Annotated in this window: 22 protein-coding genes; 7 read left to right on the top strand and 15 right to left on the bottom strand. The window is 66.1% G+C overall.

Annotation, left to right across the window (positions count from 1 at the left end; all coding sequences use genetic code 11):
- Positions 1–25: 25 nt before the first annotated feature.
- From AC2DFQ_RS14210 to AC2DFQ_RS14200, 3 genes are all read right to left on the bottom strand, one after another.
- Positions 26–364 (bottom strand): DUF7882 family protein, encoded by a 339-nt coding sequence (locus AC2DFQ_RS14210; protein WP_484508050.1) that lies wholly within the window; start codon positions 362–364, stop codon positions 26–28.
- A 141-nt stretch (positions 365–505) separates the two neighbouring features.
- Positions 506–847, bottom strand: a complete 342-nt coding sequence (locus AC2DFQ_RS14205) for a DUF7882 family protein (protein WP_484508049.1) — start codon at positions 845–847, stop codon at positions 506–508.
- A 156-nt stretch (positions 848–1,003) separates the two neighbouring features.
- Positions 1,004–1,342 (bottom strand): hypothetical protein, encoded by a 339-nt coding sequence (locus AC2DFQ_RS14200; RefSeq protein ID WP_484534332.1) that lies wholly within the window; start codon positions 1,340–1,342, stop codon positions 1,004–1,006.
- 164 nt (positions 1,343–1,506) lie between these two features.
- Here AC2DFQ_RS14200 and AC2DFQ_RS14195 point away from each other — a divergent pair, with 164 nt between their 5' ends.
- The 4 genes from AC2DFQ_RS14195 (at position 1,507) to AC2DFQ_RS14180 (ending at position 4,351) form a co-directional block, all read left to right on the top strand.
- On the top strand, positions 1,507–1,785 hold the full coding sequence (locus tag AC2DFQ_RS14195) for a hypothetical protein (protein WP_484508047.1): 279 nt from the start codon (positions 1,507–1,509) through the stop codon (positions 1,783–1,785).
- An 87-nt stretch (positions 1,786–1,872) separates the two neighbouring features.
- Complete coding sequence (locus AC2DFQ_RS14190) at positions 1,873–2,205, top strand: DUF7882 family protein (RefSeq protein WP_484508046.1); 333 nt, start codon at positions 1,873–1,875, stop codon at positions 2,203–2,205.
- A gap of 84 nt (positions 2,206–2,289) precedes the next feature.
- Entirely contained in the window at positions 2,290–3,660 is a 1,371-nt protein-coding gene (locus AC2DFQ_RS14185) for a TrkH family potassium uptake protein (protein WP_484534331.1), read from the top strand.
- Positions 3,653–4,351, top strand: a complete 699-nt coding sequence (locus AC2DFQ_RS14180) for a potassium channel family protein (RefSeq protein WP_484508044.1) — start codon at positions 3,653–3,655, stop codon at positions 4,349–4,351. Before AC2DFQ_RS14185 ends, AC2DFQ_RS14180 begins: the two co-directional genes overlap by 8 nt.
- 83 nt (positions 4,352–4,434) lie before the next feature.
- Here AC2DFQ_RS14180 and AC2DFQ_RS14175 read toward each other — a convergent pair whose 3' ends face one another.
- The 3 genes from AC2DFQ_RS14175 to AC2DFQ_RS14165 are packed head-to-tail and all read right to left on the bottom strand — an operon-like array spanning position 4,435 to position 7,356.
- Positions 4,435–5,121: an NADPH-dependent F420 reductase gene (locus tag AC2DFQ_RS14175; RefSeq protein WP_484534330.1), complete on the bottom strand. Its 687-nt coding sequence runs from the start codon at positions 5,119–5,121 to the stop codon at positions 4,435–4,437.
- Positions 5,122–5,135: 14 nt separating this feature from the next.
- Positions 5,136–6,221 (bottom strand): LLM class flavin-dependent oxidoreductase, encoded by a 1,086-nt coding sequence (locus tag AC2DFQ_RS14170; RefSeq protein WP_484534329.1) that lies wholly within the window; start codon positions 6,219–6,221, stop codon positions 5,136–5,138.
- A 22-nt stretch (positions 6,222–6,243) separates the two neighbouring features.
- Positions 6,244–7,356 (bottom strand): LLM class flavin-dependent oxidoreductase, encoded by a 1,113-nt coding sequence (locus AC2DFQ_RS14165; protein ID WP_484534328.1) that lies wholly within the window; start codon positions 7,354–7,356, stop codon positions 6,244–6,246.
- Between the two features lie 88 nt (positions 7,357–7,444).
- Between AC2DFQ_RS14165 and AC2DFQ_RS14160 the strand changes: the two genes are divergently transcribed.
- Together AC2DFQ_RS14160 and AC2DFQ_RS14155 are read left to right on the top strand one after the other, a co-directional pair.
- Positions 7,445–7,927 carry a MarR family winged helix-turn-helix transcriptional regulator gene (locus AC2DFQ_RS14160; RefSeq protein WP_484508040.1) on the top strand — a complete coding sequence of 161 codons (483 nt, stop codon included), beginning with the start codon at positions 7,445–7,447 and terminating at the stop codon, positions 7,925–7,927.
- An 820-nt stretch (positions 7,928–8,747) separates the two neighbouring features.
- Positions 8,748–9,464: an SDR family NAD(P)-dependent oxidoreductase gene (locus tag AC2DFQ_RS14155; protein WP_484534327.1), complete on the top strand. Its 717-nt coding sequence runs from the start codon at positions 8,748–8,750 to the stop codon at positions 9,462–9,464.
- Positions 9,465–9,757: 293 nt separating this feature from the next.
- Here the strand turns inward: AC2DFQ_RS14155 and AC2DFQ_RS14150 are convergent, their stop codons facing one another.
- From AC2DFQ_RS14150 to AC2DFQ_RS14130, 5 genes are all read right to left on the bottom strand, one after another.
- Positions 9,758–10,174, bottom strand: a complete 417-nt coding sequence (locus tag AC2DFQ_RS14150; protein WP_484508038.1) for a nuclear transport factor 2 family protein — start codon at positions 10,172–10,174, stop codon at positions 9,758–9,760.
- Positions 10,175–10,227: 53 nt separating this feature from the next.
- Positions 10,228–10,848 (bottom strand): NADPH-dependent F420 reductase, encoded by a 621-nt coding sequence (locus tag AC2DFQ_RS14145; RefSeq protein WP_484534326.1) that lies wholly within the window; start codon positions 10,846–10,848, stop codon positions 10,228–10,230.
- A gap of 79 nt (positions 10,849–10,927) precedes the next feature.
- Positions 10,928–11,359: an Rrf2 family transcriptional regulator gene (locus AC2DFQ_RS14140; protein WP_484534325.1), complete on the bottom strand. Its 432-nt coding sequence runs from the start codon at positions 11,357–11,359 to the stop codon at positions 10,928–10,930.
- Positions 11,360–11,425: 66 nt separating this feature from the next.
- On the bottom strand, positions 11,426–12,193 hold the full coding sequence (locus tag AC2DFQ_RS14135; protein WP_484534324.1) for an SDR family NAD(P)-dependent oxidoreductase: 768 nt from the start codon (positions 12,191–12,193) through the stop codon (positions 11,426–11,428).
- Positions 12,190–12,615 carry a nitroreductase/quinone reductase family protein gene (locus tag AC2DFQ_RS14130; protein WP_484508034.1) on the bottom strand — a complete coding sequence of 142 codons (426 nt, stop codon included), beginning with the start codon at positions 12,613–12,615 and terminating at the stop codon, positions 12,190–12,192. The genes AC2DFQ_RS14135 and AC2DFQ_RS14130 overlap by 4 nt, the downstream gene beginning before the upstream one ends.
- Positions 12,616–12,700: 85 nt before the next feature.
- Between AC2DFQ_RS14130 and AC2DFQ_RS14125 the strand changes: the two genes are divergently transcribed.
- Positions 12,701–13,243, top strand: coding sequence for a TetR/AcrR family transcriptional regulator (locus AC2DFQ_RS14125; protein WP_484534323.1), 543 nt, complete (start codon positions 12,701–12,703; stop codon positions 13,241–13,243).
- Between the two features lie 176 nt (positions 13,244–13,419).
- On the opposite strand, the gene AC2DFQ_RS14120 is transcribed toward AC2DFQ_RS14125, so the two are convergent.
- The 4 genes from AC2DFQ_RS14120 to AC2DFQ_RS14105 are packed head-to-tail and all read right to left on the bottom strand — an operon-like array spanning position 13,420 to position 16,900.
- Positions 13,420–13,746, bottom strand: a complete 327-nt coding sequence (locus AC2DFQ_RS14120) for an ArsR/SmtB family transcription factor (RefSeq protein ID WP_484508032.1) — start codon at positions 13,744–13,746, stop codon at positions 13,420–13,422.
- A gap of 8 nt (positions 13,747–13,754) precedes the next feature.
- Positions 13,755–15,137 (bottom strand): MFS transporter, encoded by a 1,383-nt coding sequence (locus AC2DFQ_RS14115; protein ID WP_484534322.1) that lies wholly within the window; start codon positions 15,135–15,137, stop codon positions 13,755–13,757.
- Positions 15,138–15,176: 39 nt separating this feature from the next.
- Positions 15,177–16,022, bottom strand: coding sequence for an HpcH/HpaI aldolase family protein (locus AC2DFQ_RS14110; protein ID WP_484508030.1), 846 nt, complete (start codon positions 16,020–16,022; stop codon positions 15,177–15,179).
- Positions 16,022–16,900: a beta-keto acid cleavage family enzyme gene (locus AC2DFQ_RS14105; RefSeq protein WP_484508029.1), complete on the bottom strand. Its 879-nt coding sequence runs from the start codon at positions 16,898–16,900 to the stop codon at positions 16,022–16,024. Before AC2DFQ_RS14105 ends, AC2DFQ_RS14110 begins: the two co-directional genes overlap by 1 nt.
- Between the last annotated feature and the right edge of the window lie 19 nt (positions 16,901–16,919).

Genomic DNA, 16,919 nt, shown 5'->3' with positions numbered 1-16,919 from the left:
ACACCCACGCCATGACCGAGTACGGCTAGACCAGCGAATCCTCGTTCTGCAGGGCCGTAGACGGCACCTCCTGCGGTTCGCGGATGATGTACAGCCCGGTGGGCTGATTGGCGGTGTACGCGAGCGCGTCCAGCCACGGTCGGCTCATCTGAGGGCTGCGGCTGCCGCTGTACTTGAACTGCAACGCTGTCGCGGGATTGAGCCACACGGAGCGGCGGCCCCCACCCACGCTGACATCTTCCTTCCAGGTGAAGAAGAAGCTTTCCTGTCGGCGGAGCTTGGTGCCGATCACGACCTGCAGGTGCGCGAGGAGCCGGTCGTCCAGATCGATCTTGGCGGTGTTGTCGTAGGTGAACGTACCCATCTGACCCTCCGGTCAGACACGCTCAGGCGTTGGATGATCCGGGGTCGGACACGAAAGGCCCACGCCTGCCAGCATGCCGCATCCCTCACCACGGTCCTCGCCCCGCGAACGCCTGTCAAGCACGCCCGCGGTCATGCCCCGCTACGGTCTCGGCGGCGCGTCGTTCGCCGGCTCCGGAATGAGCCGGAGACCCTGTGCACTGTTCGCCGAGTCGGCCAGGAGTGCGAGCCATCGCCGATTCAGCGGGCGATCGCGAGGCCGGTCATAACTGAAGTAGAGGGATGAACTTTTCGATATCCACACGGTGCCGTAACGCCCGGTTTCCGGGACGGCGGCATCTCCGTCGACATCTGGTTCGTCGTCCCAGCTGAAGCTGAAGCTCTCGTTGCGGCGCAGCCGTGTGAGCATGACGGACTGAAGATGCCGAAGCCCCCAGTCGTCGATGCCGATGGCGGGCGCCACGCCGTAGATGAGATGGCCCATACTCCCCCCTTTCGTTGCCGGCAGCCGCCGAGGACGGCGGGAGGTGCGCTCAAGATCGCGTCTGCTCCAGGATGATCCGGTGCAAGGAGCTTACGCCTCGTCTCCGCTGCGGGAGAGGGCTCGCCCGGTGTACCTCGGGAGCGGCGCCCGTCGCCCCTACGCGATCTCCTCGTCGTCCATATCGACGAGGTGTGGTCCGTCGTCGAATCCCGGCGAGGGGGGATTACGAAGCTGGGAGATGCGCTCCCTCATATAGGCCAGCGCCTCCTCGTTGCCCGGCAGTCGGCCCTGAAAGTTGGTGGACTCGGCCACCAGGTTCGTCGCGGGGTTGAGCACGAACGTGGCCTCGCTCTCGTTGCCGTCCTGCCCCATCACGTGGAGGGTCACCGTGTCGGCGATGTTCTCCGTGCCGAGGAGCGCGGCGTACTCCGTCAGGCAATCCGCGGTCTCGTCGTCCACGAACATCGTCTTGTCGGCAAATGTGATGTGTTTCACGCGGGCTACTGTGGCCCGATCCCCCAGCAAACCGTGAAGGGGTTGACAGCGCGCTCTAACGCCGTCCGCGCCCACTGGGCCGCCGCGGTGCGGCCTGTTATATGGGCGCGCTGGCCCCGGCAAGTACCTGCACCGCCCAGATCGTCTAGTTTAGGGTGATGCGGGTGACCGAGACTCAGACGATGGTGCGGACCGAATTGACGGTCAACGGTGAGAGCTATCTGCTTGCACAGGGCCAGGACCTCGACGAGTTGCGCCTCGCGATGGAGGAAGCGTCCCGCGACGGCGGCCGCTTCGTCGACTTCGTCGTGGTGGGCAACCGGTCGGTTGCTGTTCTCGTCTCGGCCCGCACGGAAGTCGTGATGTCGGTTCAGACCGTCCAGTTCGACGCGCGCGACACGGGAGACGACGACGTGCCGTTCGGCGGCTTCTTCGATCTCTGAGAGGAGGGGCGCCCCGGCGGGCGCCCGCGCTCATGACCAGACATGCAGACACTGCGTGCAGTCGCACGGAGTAACCCAGGAGCCAGAATGGGTAAGTTCTCCTACAACACGCAGGCCAGCGCCACCTTCGAGGATCGGCTGCTCGCCCACCTTCAGATCGTCATCGGCACCAAGCTCCGCCGCGCCGAGCCGTTCTTCTTCACCTGGAAAGACGATGTCAGCCTGGGGAGCGGCCGCACCTCGTTGTGGATACATCCCGAGGCCTCGCTGGTCTTCAAGTTCAGCGGAAACCGCCAACCGCAGATCAACCGCGCGTGGCTGGAAGTGCTCACGACGGCGGCGAACTCGCCGACAGGCCTCTACATCATCAGCGAACCACAGCGAGTCGAAAAAGAAGGCGACCGTCCCCTTTACGGCTGACGCGTCCGCCGGTCCCGACCGACGCGTCTGCCACGCCACGCGAATACGCGCCGTCGTCGTACAGCGCCCCGCTAGAGTCTGCTCGTGACCAGAGTTGCGCCCGCCACGACGTCGGCCAGCCGAGGTCGTCGGTGGCGACCGCATCCAGCCCAGGCGGTGCTCGGCGGATTCGTTCTCGTCATCGTCGTCGGGACGGGGTTGCTGTCGCTTCCGATCGCCAAGGTCGGGCCGGGCGGAGCGTCGTTGATCGAGGCACTGTTCACGGCAGTTTCGGCGGCCTGCGTCACCGGCCACGTCATCGTTGACACCCCCACCTTCTGGATGCCGTTCGGTCAGGCGGTCATCCTGCTGCTGATCCAGATCGGCGGATTCGGTGTCATGACGTTCGCATCCGTCATCGGCCTCACCGTTATGCGGAGGCTCTCGTTGCGGTCCACGCTCGCGGCCGCCGCGGAAGTGAAGAGCGTCGGTCTGGAAGATGTGAGGAGCCTTGTCCTCGGGGTCGTCCAAATCTCCCTGACGATCGAAGCGGTGGTGTTCGTCCTCCTGTTCGCACGGTTCGCCACCGGGTTCCAGCACACGATCGGGGAGGCGGCCTGGCTGGCGCTGTTCCATGCCGTGTCGGCCTTCAACAACGCGGGGTTCGCGCTGTTCAGCGACAACCTGATGTCCTTCGTCGCCGATCCGTTCATCTGCCTGCCGATCGCCGCCGCAGTGATCCTGGGCGGGCTGGGGTTCCCGGTGATCATGCAGCTGCGAAGGTACGCGCGGTCGCCACTGAAGTGGACGATGAACACCCGCATCGTGCTGACCGCCACGGTGACGCTCCTCATCGCCGGCACGGCGTACATCACCGCCATCGAGTGGAACAACCCGGCGACGCTGGGCCCACTGGCCTGGCCCGCGAAGCTGCTCGCGGGCTTCTTCCAGTCGGTGCAGACCCGTACGGCGGGGTTCAACAGCCTCGACATAGGGGCGATGGACGAGGCGAGCCTCCTCGGGATGGACGCGCTGATGTTCATCGGTGGTGGACCGGCCGGCACGGCCGGTGGCATCAAGGTCACCACCTTCGCGGTGCTCTTCTTCATCCTCCTCGCCGAGATCCGGGGGGACGGCGCGGTGAATGTGTTCGGCAAGCGGCTGTCCCGGGCGGTACACCGTCAGGCGATCACGGTGGTACTCCTCTCGGTCGCCGTCGTCATGACGGCGACGGTCGCGATCATGCTCATGACCGAAATCAGTTTGGATCGCGTGTTGTTCGAGGTCGTGTCCGCCTTCGGCACGGTGGGCTTGTCCACGGGTATCACGGCCGACCTCCCTGTCGCAGCGCAGATCATCCTGATCCTTCTCATGTTCATCGGTCGACTCGGGCCGATCACGTTCGCGTCCGCCCTCGCGCTCAGAGAACGACGGGTGCTCTACGAACTCCCCAAAGAAAGGCCCATCATTGGCTAAGCTCCCCTTTCTCGGCGGCAAAGACCTGACCCGGATCGCAGAGGCGGATTCCGTTGCCGTCATCGGACTCGGCCGGTTCGGTCGAGCGCTGGCGCTCGAACTGATGTCGAAGGGCACCGAAGTGCTCGGCATCGACAGCCGAGAGGACATCGTTCAGAGCTTGAACGGGCAACTCACGCATGTCGTGACGGCCGACTCGACCAGCGAGGAGGTCCTCCGGCAGTTGGCTTTGCCTGGTTTCGACCGGGTGGTGGTGGCGATCGGCAGCGACATCGAGGCGAGCATCCTCACCACGTCCCTCCTCCTACGTTTCGACATCGACCAGGTCTGGGCCAAAGCTGTCAGCGACGCCCACGGCACGATCCTCGAGCAGCTCGGAGTGACGCACGTCGTCTACCCCGAGAAGGACATGGGCAAGCGGGTGGCGCATCTGGTGCGCGGCGCGATGCAGGATTACATCGAGATCAGCGATGACTTCGCACTCGTCAAGGCCGCGGCCAACCAGACCGTCAGTGGAGTCTCCCTGGGAGAAGCGAAGATCCGCTCCAAGTACGGCGTGACCATCACCGCGGTGATGCGGCCCGGGGGCGAGTGGACGTACACGACTGCGGAGACGGTGGTCAACTCGGGTGACCTCATGCTGATCGCAGGACCGACCCGGAAAGCCGAAGCTTTCAGCCAACTCCGCTGAGGCGTCATGCCGACCACCAACTGCGGAGGCGAGCCACACCTGCCGTCCGATGGCGGTCAGCCCCCCCGGTCGCTGGCAGGTGTTCAGGAAATCGACTGGGAAGTCTCCGGGTTCGCGGCGGCCGTGGCATCGATGAGTGCGCGCAGATCTTCGGCCGGGAGGTTGGCGCCGAACGTGGGATTGCCGGGCTGCAGGACGACACCCGCGGCGAGGGGACCGGCGATGACGGGGTCGAACCCGAGCGCGTCGATGAACTCTGCGATCTGCGCGAGGTCGACTTCCCGGTCGCCCGCGATGGCGATGGCCTTGCGGCCCGAGGAGCCGGCGGCGCGGGCTTCTTCCTCGAGATCGTGGTACCCCATGTGGTTCAGCGCCTTCACGACGCGGGAGCCGGAGAGGAAGTCCTGGACGACTTCGCTCGTCGAGGTGCGCGGATCGTTCAGGTCGTCGCGAATCCCGTCGGTTTCCCACCAGTAGTTCATGGCGTCCACAACGAGCGTGCCTTCGAGCTGCGCCGCCGGTATCCGCCGGTACTTCCCGAGAGGGAGCGCAAGCACGGCAATGTCGGCCTCGCGGGCGGCTACTTCTGCGGCGACGGCGGTCGCGCCGGGTGCGAGCACATCGATGGTGAGGGCGATCCGCTCGGGATCCCCGGAGCCGGCGATCAACACCCGGTAACCTGCGGCGACGGCGAGGCGGGCGAGCACTGTGCCGACCTTGCCTGCCCCGAGGATCCCCACCGTGACGTCTTTGCTGATGTTGGTGTCCATGTCGTTCCTCTCGCTCATCGCCGGAACGCCGCTCCGGTCATGGTCGGCCGCGCCGGCGTCTCGGCGAGCATTTCTCGGACCATCGGGATCACCTGCGTGCCGTACAGCTCGACAGCGCGAAGGCGTGCGCTGGCGGACAGCGCGCCCCCGGCCGTGTAGATCAGGTCGAATCGGCCGACGTCCAGCGTGCGGATGGCATCGGCCATCCTGCGGGCAACCGTCTCCGGCGAGCCGACGTACAGCGACCCGTGCTCGACGTCGGCTTCGAACTCGGAGCGCCGCACCGGGGGCCATCCGCGGAGCGCCCCGATCCGGTCCCGGATCACCTTGTACCCCGGGTAGAAGAGCTCCTTGGCTTCGTCATCCGTCGCAGCGATGAAGCCGGGGGAATGCATACCCACCGGATGGGCAGTCGTGCCCAGCTGCTCGGTCGCTCGACGATACAGATCCACATATGGCGCGAAACGGCCGGGGGCGCCTCCGATGATCGCGAGCATGAGTCGGAACCCGTACTGTGCGGTTCGCACCACGGACTGCGGGGTTCCGCCGACGCCGACCCACGTGCGCAACCGCCCCGAATCGGTCTTCGGGAAGACATCGGCCTCGTGAAGGGGCGCCCGCGTCGCGCCTTGCCAGGTGACCGGCTTCTCATCGAGCAAGGCGTGGAACAGATCGATCTTCTCGTCGAAGAGCAACTCGTAATCGGCGAGGTCATACCCGAAGAGCGGAAACGATTCGGTGAAAGAGCCGCGCCCCAGGATGACTTCGGCCCGCCCATTCGAGAGCGCGTCCACTGTCGCGAAGCGTTGGAACACCCGCACCGGGTCGTCGGAGGACAGCACGGTGACTCCGGAGCCGAGACGGATGCGGTTCGTCGCCGTCGCGATGCCGGCCAGTACGGTCTCCGGGGAGGAGATGGCGAACTCCGGGCGGTGGTGCTCTCCGATGGCGATCGCGTCGATCCCCAGCTGGTCGGCCAGTACCGCCTCCGCCACGGTGGCGCGGATCGCCGCTGCGTAGGAGACGACCGCGCCTTGGTCGTCGCGTGGCAGGTCTCCGAATGTATCGACGCCGAACTCGAGGTCGGTGTAGTCGCTCATGATCGCTTTCCTTTCGTGAATGTCAGGCATGCGCGGCCTTGCCGCCCTTGACGATCTCCGCCGTGCTGCGCCCGGTGAGGCGCCAGTCGCCGGGATCCTCGTGGAGCAATTCGCGCACCCGAGGGACGACTCGTTCGCCGAACAGACGGATGCTGTGCTCACGCGCTTCCCGCGGCAGATGCAGCAGGTCGTACTTCAGGTCGAAGCGCGACAGGTGGTTGGTACGGACGATGCCCGCGATCTTCTGCGCCACCGTTTCGGGCGATCCGACATACAGCGCTCCACGACCGACCTCCGTCTCGTATCTCTCGGCGGTAGGGGGGTAGAAGCCTCGCTCCTCATTGAGCGCAGCCACGACCGGCTGCCAGTGCGGCCAGTGCGTGTTCTTCGCCTCCTCGTCACTGTCGGCGATGAAACCGAGGGAGTGCTGACCGATCGGCAGTTCCGGGCGCCCGAACTGGGCGAGCGCACGCAGGTACAGCTCGGCATGCCCGGCGAAGCGCTCCGGACGTCCACCGATGATCGCCATCATGAGCGGAAGGCCGTGGCGGGCCGCACGAATGACGGAGTCGGGGCTTCCGCCGATCCCGATCCACGTAGGGATTCCTCCCTGGGGCATTCGAGGATGCAGACGCACGTTCTCCAGCGGAGCGCGGTAGTCGCCGGTCCACGAGACACGGTCCTCACGCATCAGCCGCAGGAACAGGCCGAGCTTCTCCTCGAAGATCTGCTCGTACTCGGCGATGTCGTATCCGAACAGGGCGAACGACTCGATCGCCGATGCGCGGCCCAGCACCAGCTGCGCGCGGCCTCCGGACAGGCCGTCGACCGTCGCGAACTGCTGGTACAGCCGCACGGGATCCTGCGTCGACAGGACGGTCACCGAGGTACCGAGACCGAGGGTCGAGGTCGCCTGCGCGATCGCCGCCAGGATCACCGGGGTGGCCGAGTCGACCATGCCCTCCCGGTAGTGCTCCCCGACGCTGAACACGTCGATCCCGACCGACTCTGCGAGCTGCGCCTCCTCGACGAGCAGCCGGAGCGTCTCAGCATCCGACATCACCCGCCCCCCGTCGGTGGCGATGTCGCCGAACGAGTTCAGTCCGAACTCGACGTCCGCGATGTGGATTGCCATGATCAACGCCTCTCTCGCCACCGGCGGCCCGGATTGACGTGTCAATGCTGCAACATGGAGGTTGACATGTCTATTCCGAGGAGAAGAGATGGCCGATCACCACCGGAAGACGCCCTCGCGCGAGCAGTTGCGCATCTGGCGGGACTACATCGAGACCTCGGAAGTGCTTCGTACGCGCCTGGGTGGTCGCATGCAGAGCGAGACATCCCTGTCGGCCGGCGACTACGGGGTGCTCCTCGCCCTCAGCGAGGCGCCGCAGCAGACTGTGCGGTCATCGGAGCTGGCGGAGCTCGTCGGATGGGAGCGAAGCCGGCTCTCGCACCACCTGGGCCGGATGGAGAAACGCCACCTGATCCGGAGGATCCCCTGCGCCGGCGACGTACACGGGGTGGACGTGACAGCCACGGAACTCGGTCGCGATAAGTTCCGAAGGGGATCCATCCCACATCTGCGCGCCGTGCGCGAGCTCTTCGTCGACGCGCTGACCCCCGAGCAGTTCGCCCATCTCGACGACATCTCCGCCGCGCTGCGTCGCCACCTCGGATTGGACGGCACTGCCACGGAGGAGTGAGCAGCGTCGAGGAGAACCCGCGAACTCCGAGCCGGGGGTCCGTAGGCTGACGTCGTGAACGAGCGCGCCGCGGATCCGCGGCTATGTCCGACCTGCGGCGACCCGCTCAGGTTCGAGATCCTCGACGACGAGAGGTTCCTCGTCGCTTGGTCCTGCGTGCACTGTGGCCTGATCCGCACCTCCGAGCCGTCATAAGGAGTCGCGGGTACAGCGACGTGTCGCAAAAATGAAGCCCCCGGCTTGCACACTTTCGCATGCGGGCCGGGGGCTTTTCGTGTTTTCCAGGCGTTGCCCGGGTCACAGCTCGGTCTGTCGCACGCGTTCAGCCTCTCCCGCAACCCCAGGCGGTTCGACGCTGACTGCGTGCATCCGACAGTCCGTCCTTGCCGTTCGCCCCACTCCCCAGTGGCCCGAACGCACTTGCAACGCTATCGGCCGGTTACCCGCCGTTTCGCCGTCTTCGGGATTCCTTCATGGACCCTCGCGCGCATCTTGCGGGACGCCGAACCAGCGGCTGCACCCCCTGCCGCCAGGCGCTGCGTGTCACCCCAGGAGCCCCTTCATTCCACCCCCGCGAGTTGGTTCTGTGCCATTCATTCGGGATGCCCCTTCTCAAAACGGACTATTTCGTCCCCCAGGCCGATATTTGCCAGAACCGGGCCCGGGAATCTGAGGAGACGTGCACCAGCAGGGCACCCCTCCAGCGCTGCGGTCTGCCACCGGCCGGTCTAGCCTGAGGCGCACGACCTGCTTGTGGCGCGGCCGCCGATCGGAGAACGAATGCGCTTTCGCTCCACGTTCCACGAATGGAAGTCCTGAGATGGCGCGCATCTTCATCACCGGGTCCTCCACCGGCCTCGGCCTGGGCGCCGCCCGTGCCCTCGTCCTCCAAGGCCACGACGTCGTCGTGCACGCCCGTTCGGCCGGACGCTTACCTGAAGTGCCCGCGGGCCACGCATGGCACGGCGCGGTTACCGGCGATCTCGCCGATCCGGCGCCGACGCTCGATGTCGCGGCGCAGGCCGCCGCGTTCGGCCGGTTCGATGCGGTCATCCATAACGCCGCTGTCCTGGACTCTCCAGGGGTGGCTTCGGTGAACGTGATCGCCCCGTACATCCTCACCGCCAGAATGGAACGGCCCGCCCGGCTGATCTACCTCAGCAGCTCGCTGCACCGCGGCGGATCCACCGATCTTCGCCGGCTCACCCGCCGGGCCGCGACCTACAGCGACACCAAACTGTGGGTCACCGCGCTCACGATGGCTCTGGCGGACCGGTGGCCTGAGACCACCAGCCACGCCGTCGACCCCGGCTGGGTGCGCACCAGGATCGGCGGCCGGGGAGCCCCCGATGACCTCACCGCTGGATACCAGACGCAGGTCTGGCTCGCCACCCACCCCGACGTCACGCCCGTCACCGGCGGGTACTGGCATCATCAGCGCACGCAGCACCCGGACCCCGCCGCCCTGAACGAGCAGTTTCAGGACACTCTCATCGACCTGCTCGCCCAGCAGACGGGGATCTCGTTGGATCCGTGAAGCATGCCCCGACCGGGGTCGCTCATCGGACCGGACGGATTCAGCCTCGTCGTGCCCACCGCGCCTGCCCGCCCGGGATCCGCGCCCGGCAGCCGCGGGCGCGGTCGGCCCTCCCGCGATCTCCGTATGCTTTCTTGGTCCACCGGGAAGGAGAACGATCGTTCAAGACGTCGGCGTCGCCCTCGCGCGACGACTTTTGCTCACGTCGAAGAAGCCGCCAGGATTCGCCTGCCGAGCGAAGAGGCCGGGCGCCATCTGACCCCGACCCCTTCCTCGTCCCTGCGGCGGGTCCGTCACGCGGCGGCGAACGCCTCCGCGACGACGAGAGTGTCCTCGTAGAGATGCATGCGCACGATCTCGCCGTCTTCGATCCCCAGGTGCATCGCGACCGGGGTGGTGTATCGCCGGCCGGTGTCCACGACCGTGTGCCCGAATGTTGCCAGTACGATCGCGTCGCCGCCGTCGATGAGGAGCTTCTCCAGGGTGACATCGCTCTCACCGGGCACGAAACGGGGCCACATCGTGGTGAAGTACGGCGCGACCTCCTCCCGCCGGATCCGATGCCCCGTCCACGGCAGCGTGTCGCTCCCGGGGACGTACCAGTCGATGTCTGCCGCGAACAGCTCTTGCACCGCATCCTGGTCTTGCCGGCCCAGCCGCTCCAGGAATTGCTCGGCGATGGCGCGTGTGGTTGGGGTGTCTGTGGTCATAGTGGGTGTTCCTCTCTTGTGGTGATGGTTGGTCAGGTGGAAGCGCGCCCCGGTCACGTCTGCGCGAGGAAGTGCTTGCCGCTCAACGCGCCGCCGAGTTGCATCAGGGCACCGCCCTCCCGCAGCGCGCCGAGGTCGACCGGTGCGAACCCGAACCCCGCCACCATCCGCGCGAACGCCTGCTTCGCTTCGTTCTCGTCGCCCGCGAGGAACACGACCTGGTTGCCCTCCTCGTGCCGAGGGTCGGGTGCCATGAAGGTCGCGAACATGGCGTTGAACGCCTTGAGCACGGTGGCGCCGGGCAACTGCTGCGCGACCCACTCACTTCCAGTCAAGGGCGAGACGTCCGCGAACCCGCGGTAGGGGTTGACCTCGGCGAATTGGTTCGTCATGTCAACGACGACCCGCCCGGTCCAATCGTCCAGCCGCCGACCGACGGCCGGCACGTTGATGAACGGGACTGCGAGCAGCACGAGATCTGCCGCCACGGCCTCCTCGAACGTGGCCGCGGTGGCACCGGGTCCGACGGCGTCGACGGCTGCTGCGAGTGTTTCCGGTCCGCGGGTATTGCTCAGCAGAACCGGATGACCCGCCCGCGCCGCGTGCGCTGCGACGGCCCGCGCCGCCGCGCCTGCGCCGATCGTACCGATGGTGGTGAATTCCATGTCTCTCATGTCCTCGTCCTCCCTTCTGTCGTAACCCTTTTAGTTACAACAAAGGGCAAAAACGATCGGCACGACCCACGAGCCCGCGTCACGCGGCGCTCAGCACATCTCGCAGGACATCCTCGAGCGTGACCTTGGCGAGCTCTTGGTTCACGGCAGTCTCGGCGTGCGCATAGACCGCCGTCATGGCCGAGCCGATGCGTGAGCCCACGACGCAGTCGGGATCCGGGGTCGAGCGGTGCAACGCGAACAGCGGACCGGGCTCGATCGCTCGATAGACGTCCAGCAACGTGATGTCGGCCATATCCCTCGAGAGCATCCACCCCGCGCCCGCTCCGCGTCGCGACTCCACAAGGCCGGCCGCGCGCATCTCCGTCAGCAGACGGCGGATCACGACGGGGTTCGTGTTGACGCTCTTCGCCACCTGTTCCGACGTGGCGACATCATGACCTCTCCGCCGATAGAGGCCAATCCACGTCAGGGCGTGCGCCGCAATGGTCAGCCTGCTGTTGGCACTCACCGGTCACCGCCCCTTCCCGATCGAGTTGTAACCATAACAGTTACATCCAACCCCGTCCACCGGACTCTAGAGAAGACTGCCGCCGGAGACCTCGATGCGTTCGGCCGTCATCCAGCGCAGCTCGCTCGACGCGAGGGCTGCGATGGCATCGGCGATCTCGTCGGGCTGGCCGACGCGGCCGAGCGCGGTCGTGGCGCTCAGGCTGCTACGCAGCTCGAGGTCGTCCCGCATGGCGCCCCCGTTGAAGTCGGTAGCCGTCGGGCCGGGGGCGATGCTGTTGATGCGGATGCCGCGGGGCCCGAGCTCCACGGCGAGGCTGCGGGTGATGGCCTCCACCGCCTTCTTGGACGCGGCGTAGAGCGAGGTTCCGGGGCTGACGTGGCGGGTGAGCGAGGTGGAGACGTTGATGATGCGACCGCCGTCGCCGATGTGGGGTGCCAGTGCCTGGATGAGGAAGAACGTGCCGCGCACGTTCGTTCCGATAAGAGCGTCGAACTCGTCGACGGTGGCGTCTTCGAGCCGGCCGAACAGCCCGATCCCGGCATTGTTCACCAGCACATCGATGCCGGAACGCCCCCACCGCTCGTCGAGGTCGCGCCGCAGCGAGACCGTGAAGTCGGCGAAGGAGGCGACATCCGCCAGATCGAGTCGCGCGGCCATGGCCTCACCGCCTGCGGCGTGGATCTCCTCCACGACGCGGGAGGCCTCGTCGGCATCGCCCCGATAGGTGAGCGCCACCGCGAAGCCCCGCTGGGCGAGAGCGCGGGCGGTCGCTCGGCCCAGGCCCCGGTTGGCCCCGGTGACGACGGCGATTCGAGGGGTGTTCTCGGTCATTCGGTGTCTCCTTCCGGGAAGTTCACGCTGATGAGCGGACTTCCCTGCATCCATTCGTCGAGGGGTGCAACCGGCTGCCGGATCCCGGCCGGGTTCCACGGTTGATTGAGGTCGTCGATGATCGACGAGAACACGGCCTCCCGCTGAGCGCGATCGAGCACCGGAGTGCCCACTGCCGGCAGATCCGCCCGCACCCCGTTCTTGAGATGGAACACGAAGTCGGGGTTCGCCACGATGTTCGCGTACCAGCTGCGCCTCGCCGGCGTGGTGGAGAGATAGATCCGCCCGTCGACCCGGTAGAACCACACCTCGATGCGCCGCGGCTTGCCGGTGCGCGCGCCGGTGGTGGTGATGTCGATCGTGCGCTCCCGAGCGCGTGAGGCCGGGGTAATAGCCAAGGCCCGTTCGATTCTCAGTTCCATCACACTCCTAAGTAAGTAGCAATTTACTTATAGACTAGACGCGAGACGGAGATCCTGTCAAACGACGGCACCGAACGGAGTGAGCATGGCGCAGCGCGACGCGGAGGCGACTAGGGCGCGGATTCTCTCGGCCGCGGTGACGGAATTCGCCGCGCATGGTTACTCGGGCGGCAGGATCGACCGCATCGCGAAGGATGCCGAGAGCAATGTGCGCATGATCTACGCGTACTTCGGCAACAAGAGCGGCCTTTTCGACGCGGCGCTATCGGACGCGATCATGCGGATGGCGGGAGAGGTTCCCCCTCATCCGTCCGATCTGCCAGCCTGGGTCGGCGAGCTCTTCGACTTCCATCAGCGTCGGCCCGAGGTGCTCCGCATCTGCCTCTGGGCTCAGCTCGAACGGCCGGAGGCGGCCTCCGAGCCGCTCGAGGCGTATCTGGCGAAAGTCGAATCAGTGCAGCAGCAAGCGTCGCCCACCATCGGCGCCGTTGACCTCCTCGTCATCATCTACGCCGTCGCCCAAGCCTGGCAGCTCGCGCCGATCGGCCTCCTGTCGGCCGACGCGCGTGCCAGCAGCGACACGAGGCGGGCCGCCGCGGTCGAAGCGATCACTCGCCTCCTCGCCTGACCTCAGGCCGGGCGGCCGGCGAAGAAGAGCCCGAAGGAAGACGTCCCATCAGGAAAGCCGACTCCCGAGGTCGCGACATTCGGGTAAATCATCTGCGCGTCGTTCATCCGGGGAGATGCTCCGAGATGAGTGCGCCGAGATGGAGAGCAAAACGCAACCTCCCTGGGTATCGAGGGCTATGCACTCGAGGACTGCGTCGCGGCTGCGGCGTCAAGCAACGGGTACAGCCAGTCCTCGAGGGCGTTCAATGACCCCGAGGTCAGGCTGTGGAGCGCCTTCCGGTCCGACCGAACGCACTCGACGAGACCCGCTTCGCGGAGGACGCCGAGATGGCGGGACGCCGAAAACCGGCTCATGTTCACGCGAAGCGCCACCTCGGATATGGTTCTGGCGCCCGACCCCTGGGGCACGGATTCGGCGGCTCGAGAGAGCTCTGCGAGTATCGCCAGCCGATCCGCGTTGGCAAGAGCCGAGAACACCCGGGCAAGCTCTGGGGAGCTCATCGCCCGGCTCACTCACCGGAAATCTCCTCGAGGGCGCGTTTGGCTGTCCGCTCTCCCAGCAAGCCGATGATGAGCCCGACCACCACCACGATCACCGCCAGGGCGAGGTAGAGGCCCTGGAAGCCGATGACGGCGAAGATTCCCGCGACCACGAGTCCCTGCAGAACGCCCCCGATTCGGCCGACGCCGTTGATGAGCCCTGCACCAATACCTCGAACGTGCGTAGGCAGGATCTCAGGGATATAGGTGTAGAAGGCCGCCGAGCCCACTGCCAGCATCGTCTGACCGATGAAAGCGGAGACGACCATCACGATCGGAGAGATGGCGAACGAGAACACCGTGAAGCTCGCTGCCGCCACCAGGCAGGCGATCATGATCGTCGTCCTGCGGTTGAGTCGATCGGCGATGGGAAAAAGCAGCACCGGGCTGAGGAAGGACGAGAAGGACAACACAGAGACGAAGCTGAGCGCCTCCGTTTGCGACATCCCGGTCTCTACGAGCACGGTTGCCACCCATGACAGGTGCCCGTAGACGACGAAGAGGAACAGGAACCACCCTGCCGTGGCAACCCCGATGCGCTTCAGGTAAACCGGTGACAAGAGTTCCCGGTAGGTGCCCTTGGGCGTTGCCAGCTCGGGCACCGCGGCCGGGTCGGCCAGCGGCCGACGCGTATAGGCGACGGCTCGGCTTTCAAGATTCGACACAATCTGGTCCGCGACAGCGTGGCGTCCCACTGATTGAAGCCACCGAACCGACTCAGGCAAGGCGATCGCTGCCAGGATGGCGACCACGAGACCTGCGGCGCCCAGCACGAACAGCCACCGCCAGGAGCCGGCGTCGCCTTCGGTCGCGAGCCGGAGCGCGAGGAGAGAGGTAACAGGACCTGCCGTGAGGCCAATGAATGTGAGCGCGCTGAAGAATCGGCCCCGTGAGAGCCGAGGGAACATCTCGGCAAGGTAGACCATGATGACCCCCGTCGCTGCTTGCACTCCGATCCCGGTGACGACGCGGCTCACGGCGAGGATCTCGTAGTTCGGAGCGAGCGCTGACATGAGGGACCCGAGGGAGTAGAGCACCGACGACCACACGAGCAGGCGCTTTCTTCCGAATCGGTCAGAGACTCTGCCGCCGACGATCGCGCCGATCATCATGCCCACGAACACAGCCGACGTGATGACTCCGATCGACTCGAGGGGAAGGCCCCACTCGGCGCGGATCGTGGGCGCCGCGTAGGCGAAGACGGAGTTGTCGAAGGTCTCGACGAAGTAGGCGAGGCCCAGCACGATCACCCAGAAGACCTGTATCCGGGTCACCGGGAGACGATCGAGGCGGGCGACGATACGCGCGCCGGTGTCTGGTAGCGGCTGCGTAGCGCCGGGAATGGTGTTCATGTCTTCTCCTTTGAAGCGATGGACGGTTTGCGGGTTCGGTCAGCTTTGCCGGCGGGCGCGTGCGTAGGCCCGGGCTTCCGTGATGCTGGCCTCGTCCCAGTTGGGCGTGGATATGAAGTCGAAGCCTTCATCGATTGCGCGGTGAAGGTCGGTTGCGGCGGGGTTGCCGACGGGGATCCCCGCTGCCTTGCACGATGCGACGACGGCCGCCCGGTAGGGATCGAGTACCGGGTCGGCGACGTCGAAGGTGTGGATGCCGAGGCTTACGAGACCGTCGCCCGGTCCCCAGAGCACGGCGCCGACACCTGGCACGGCGACCAGTTCGTCGATGTTCTGCCAGGCTTCGACGCTCTCCACCAGCAGGACGAGCATCAGTTCGCCCTGCGGGTTGAGCGGCCAGAGATCCGCACGGGCGAAGTACTCCGTGTGTGAGTCCATGCCCAGGTACCGCATCGCTGTACCGGGTAGCGCACCACGCCGACCGGTGGGACCGTCGTCCTCCCGCCGGCGATATCGCATGGACTGCACCACCTCGCGGACATCTTCGGCCCGTGACGCTTGCGCGAGCAGGAGACCCATCGCGCCGTAGTCGAGCGTTTGCTTATGGACCCACGCTGCCCGATCGTCTGCGGTGACAGGGGTTCGCACGATAGGCGAGGCCGGGGCCGGGCGGAGATGAGAGGTGCGCCGGCTGAGGAGCCATTGCAACGTGTGGCCGAGCTCGGTGAATCCGAAGCCAGTATGCTCCATGTCCACGATCACGAAGTCCGCGGAGGAATCCCCCGCGCGCTGCGCGGCGGAGAAGTCGCCGTTCTGGAGCCACGCGCCGAAGGCGACATCGCCCTGTTCCAGCGTTGCGATGAGCCCATTCACGCGATCAGACATCAGGGCACGATCCCGAGCATTTCGCGCGCCTCGTCGGGGGTCGCCAGCTCGCGTCCGTGCTTCCGCGCGAGGTCGACGACAGCCTGAGCGAGTTCTTGGTTGGTGGGCAGGCCGAGCTCGGGGTAGGCGTAGTCGCCGATGCCGATCGAGATGTGCCCCCCGTTTTCGAGGACGTCAGGGGCGATCTGGAAGAGATTGTCCGCGAACACGGTGGCCGACCACTCCCCCCGCAGGTTCTCAGGCACGAGCGAGCGGTAGGCGTGCAGGCCTGCGGGGGTGGGCGGGTGATTGATGAAGGACCGCCCACCGCTCATCCCGAACGTCATCCACACCGGCGAGTCGAGAATCCCCATGTCGACGAAGATCTCGGCCAGCCTCAGGTTGGGCGCGTTCCAGATCTGCAAGTACGGCTTGATGCCCTCGTCCCGAAGGATCTCGGCGAACTGCTTGAGCGTGCCCGTGGTATTCACGTACACCTTGTCGGTCGTCTCGAAGTCCGAACCGTCCGGAGTCAGCAGGTCGAAATTACTGCTCCCCATGTCCAACGGGATGAGATCCGGCCCCAGCCCGTCCCGGACCAGACGAATGACGTTCTCCAGCCGAGTCGCGGGGTCTGCGACCTGCATCTCCGCTCCGAGCGAGGTGTGCACCAGGATGTCCGACCCGCCCCGCACCCGAGCCATCACGTCCCGATACGTCTCGTAAGAAAAGTCAGGATCCCCTGCCGGCGTCCGCGAATGGAAGTGGAACATCGATGCGCCGATCTCCCGGCAGTCGTCCGCGACCTGGCCCAGTTCCTCCGCGGTGAACGGGACATGCGGGTTCACGTCACGAGAGGCGAACTCGTTCACACGCATCTCAAGGATTAGCTTCTTCATCGAACCTCGCTCAGTAAGG

Source organism: Microbacterium sp. Z11_20 (genome assembly GCF_057197605.1).
This window is presented reverse-complemented; position numbering and strand designations above follow the sequence as displayed.

What these genes read in the sequence shown, in the direction of transcription:
- AC2DFQ_RS14210 (WP_484508050.1), bottom strand. Translation starts at nt 364, where the DNA reads ATGGGTACGTTCACCTACGACAACACCGCCAAGATCGATCTGGACGAC.
- AC2DFQ_RS14205 (WP_484508049.1), bottom strand. Translation starts at nt 847, where the DNA reads ATGGGCCATCTCATCTACGGCGTGGCGCCCGCCATCGGCATCGACGAC.
- AC2DFQ_RS14190 (WP_484508046.1), top strand. Translation starts at nt 1,873, where the DNA reads ATGGGTAAGTTCTCCTACAACACGCAGGCCAGCGCCACCTTCGAGGAT.
- AC2DFQ_RS14175 (WP_484534330.1), bottom strand. Translation starts at nt 5,121, where the DNA reads ATGGACACCAACATCAGCAAAGACGTCACGGTGGGGATCCTCGGGGCA.
- AC2DFQ_RS14170 (WP_484534329.1), bottom strand. Translation starts at nt 6,221, where the DNA reads ATGAGCGACTACACCGACCTCGAGTTCGGCGTCGATACATTCGGAGAC.
- AC2DFQ_RS14165 (WP_484534328.1), bottom strand. Translation starts at nt 7,356, where the DNA reads ATGGCAATCCACATCGCGGACGTCGAGTTCGGACTGAACTCGTTCGGC.
- AC2DFQ_RS14160 (WP_484508040.1), top strand. Translation starts at nt 7,445, where the DNA reads ATGGCCGATCACCACCGGAAGACGCCCTCGCGCGAGCAGTTGCGCATC.
- AC2DFQ_RS14155 (WP_484534327.1), top strand. Translation starts at nt 8,748, where the DNA reads ATGGCGCGCATCTTCATCACCGGGTCCTCCACCGGCCTCGGCCTGGGC.
- AC2DFQ_RS14150 (WP_484508038.1), bottom strand. Translation starts at nt 10,174, where the DNA reads ATGACCACAGACACCCCAACCACACGCGCCATCGCCGAGCAATTCCTG.
- AC2DFQ_RS14145 (WP_484534326.1), bottom strand. Translation starts at nt 10,848, where the DNA reads ATGAGAGACATGGAATTCACCACCATCGGTACGATCGGCGCAGGCGCG.
- AC2DFQ_RS14135 (WP_484534324.1), bottom strand. Translation starts at nt 12,193, where the DNA reads ATGACCGAGAACACCCCTCGAATCGCCGTCGTCACCGGGGCCAACCGG.
- AC2DFQ_RS14130 (WP_484508034.1), bottom strand. Translation starts at nt 12,615, where the DNA reads ATGGAACTGAGAATCGAACGGGCCTTGGCTATTACCCCGGCCTCACGC.
- AC2DFQ_RS14125 (WP_484534323.1), top strand. Translation starts at nt 12,701, where the DNA reads ATGGCGCAGCGCGACGCGGAGGCGACTAGGGCGCGGATTCTCTCGGCC.
- AC2DFQ_RS14120 (WP_484508032.1), bottom strand. Translation starts at nt 13,746, where the DNA reads ATGAGCTCCCCAGAGCTTGCCCGGGTGTTCTCGGCTCTTGCCAACGCG.
- AC2DFQ_RS14115 (WP_484534322.1), bottom strand. Translation starts at nt 15,137, where the DNA reads ATGAACACCATTCCCGGCGCTACGCAGCCGCTACCAGACACCGGCGCG.
- AC2DFQ_RS14110 (WP_484508030.1), bottom strand. Translation starts at nt 16,022, where the DNA reads ATGTCTGATCGCGTGAATGGGCTCATCGCAACGCTGGAACAGGGCGAT.
- AC2DFQ_RS14105 (WP_484508029.1), bottom strand. Translation starts at nt 16,900, where the DNA reads ATGAAGAAGCTAATCCTTGAGATGCGTGTGAACGAGTTCGCCTCTCGT.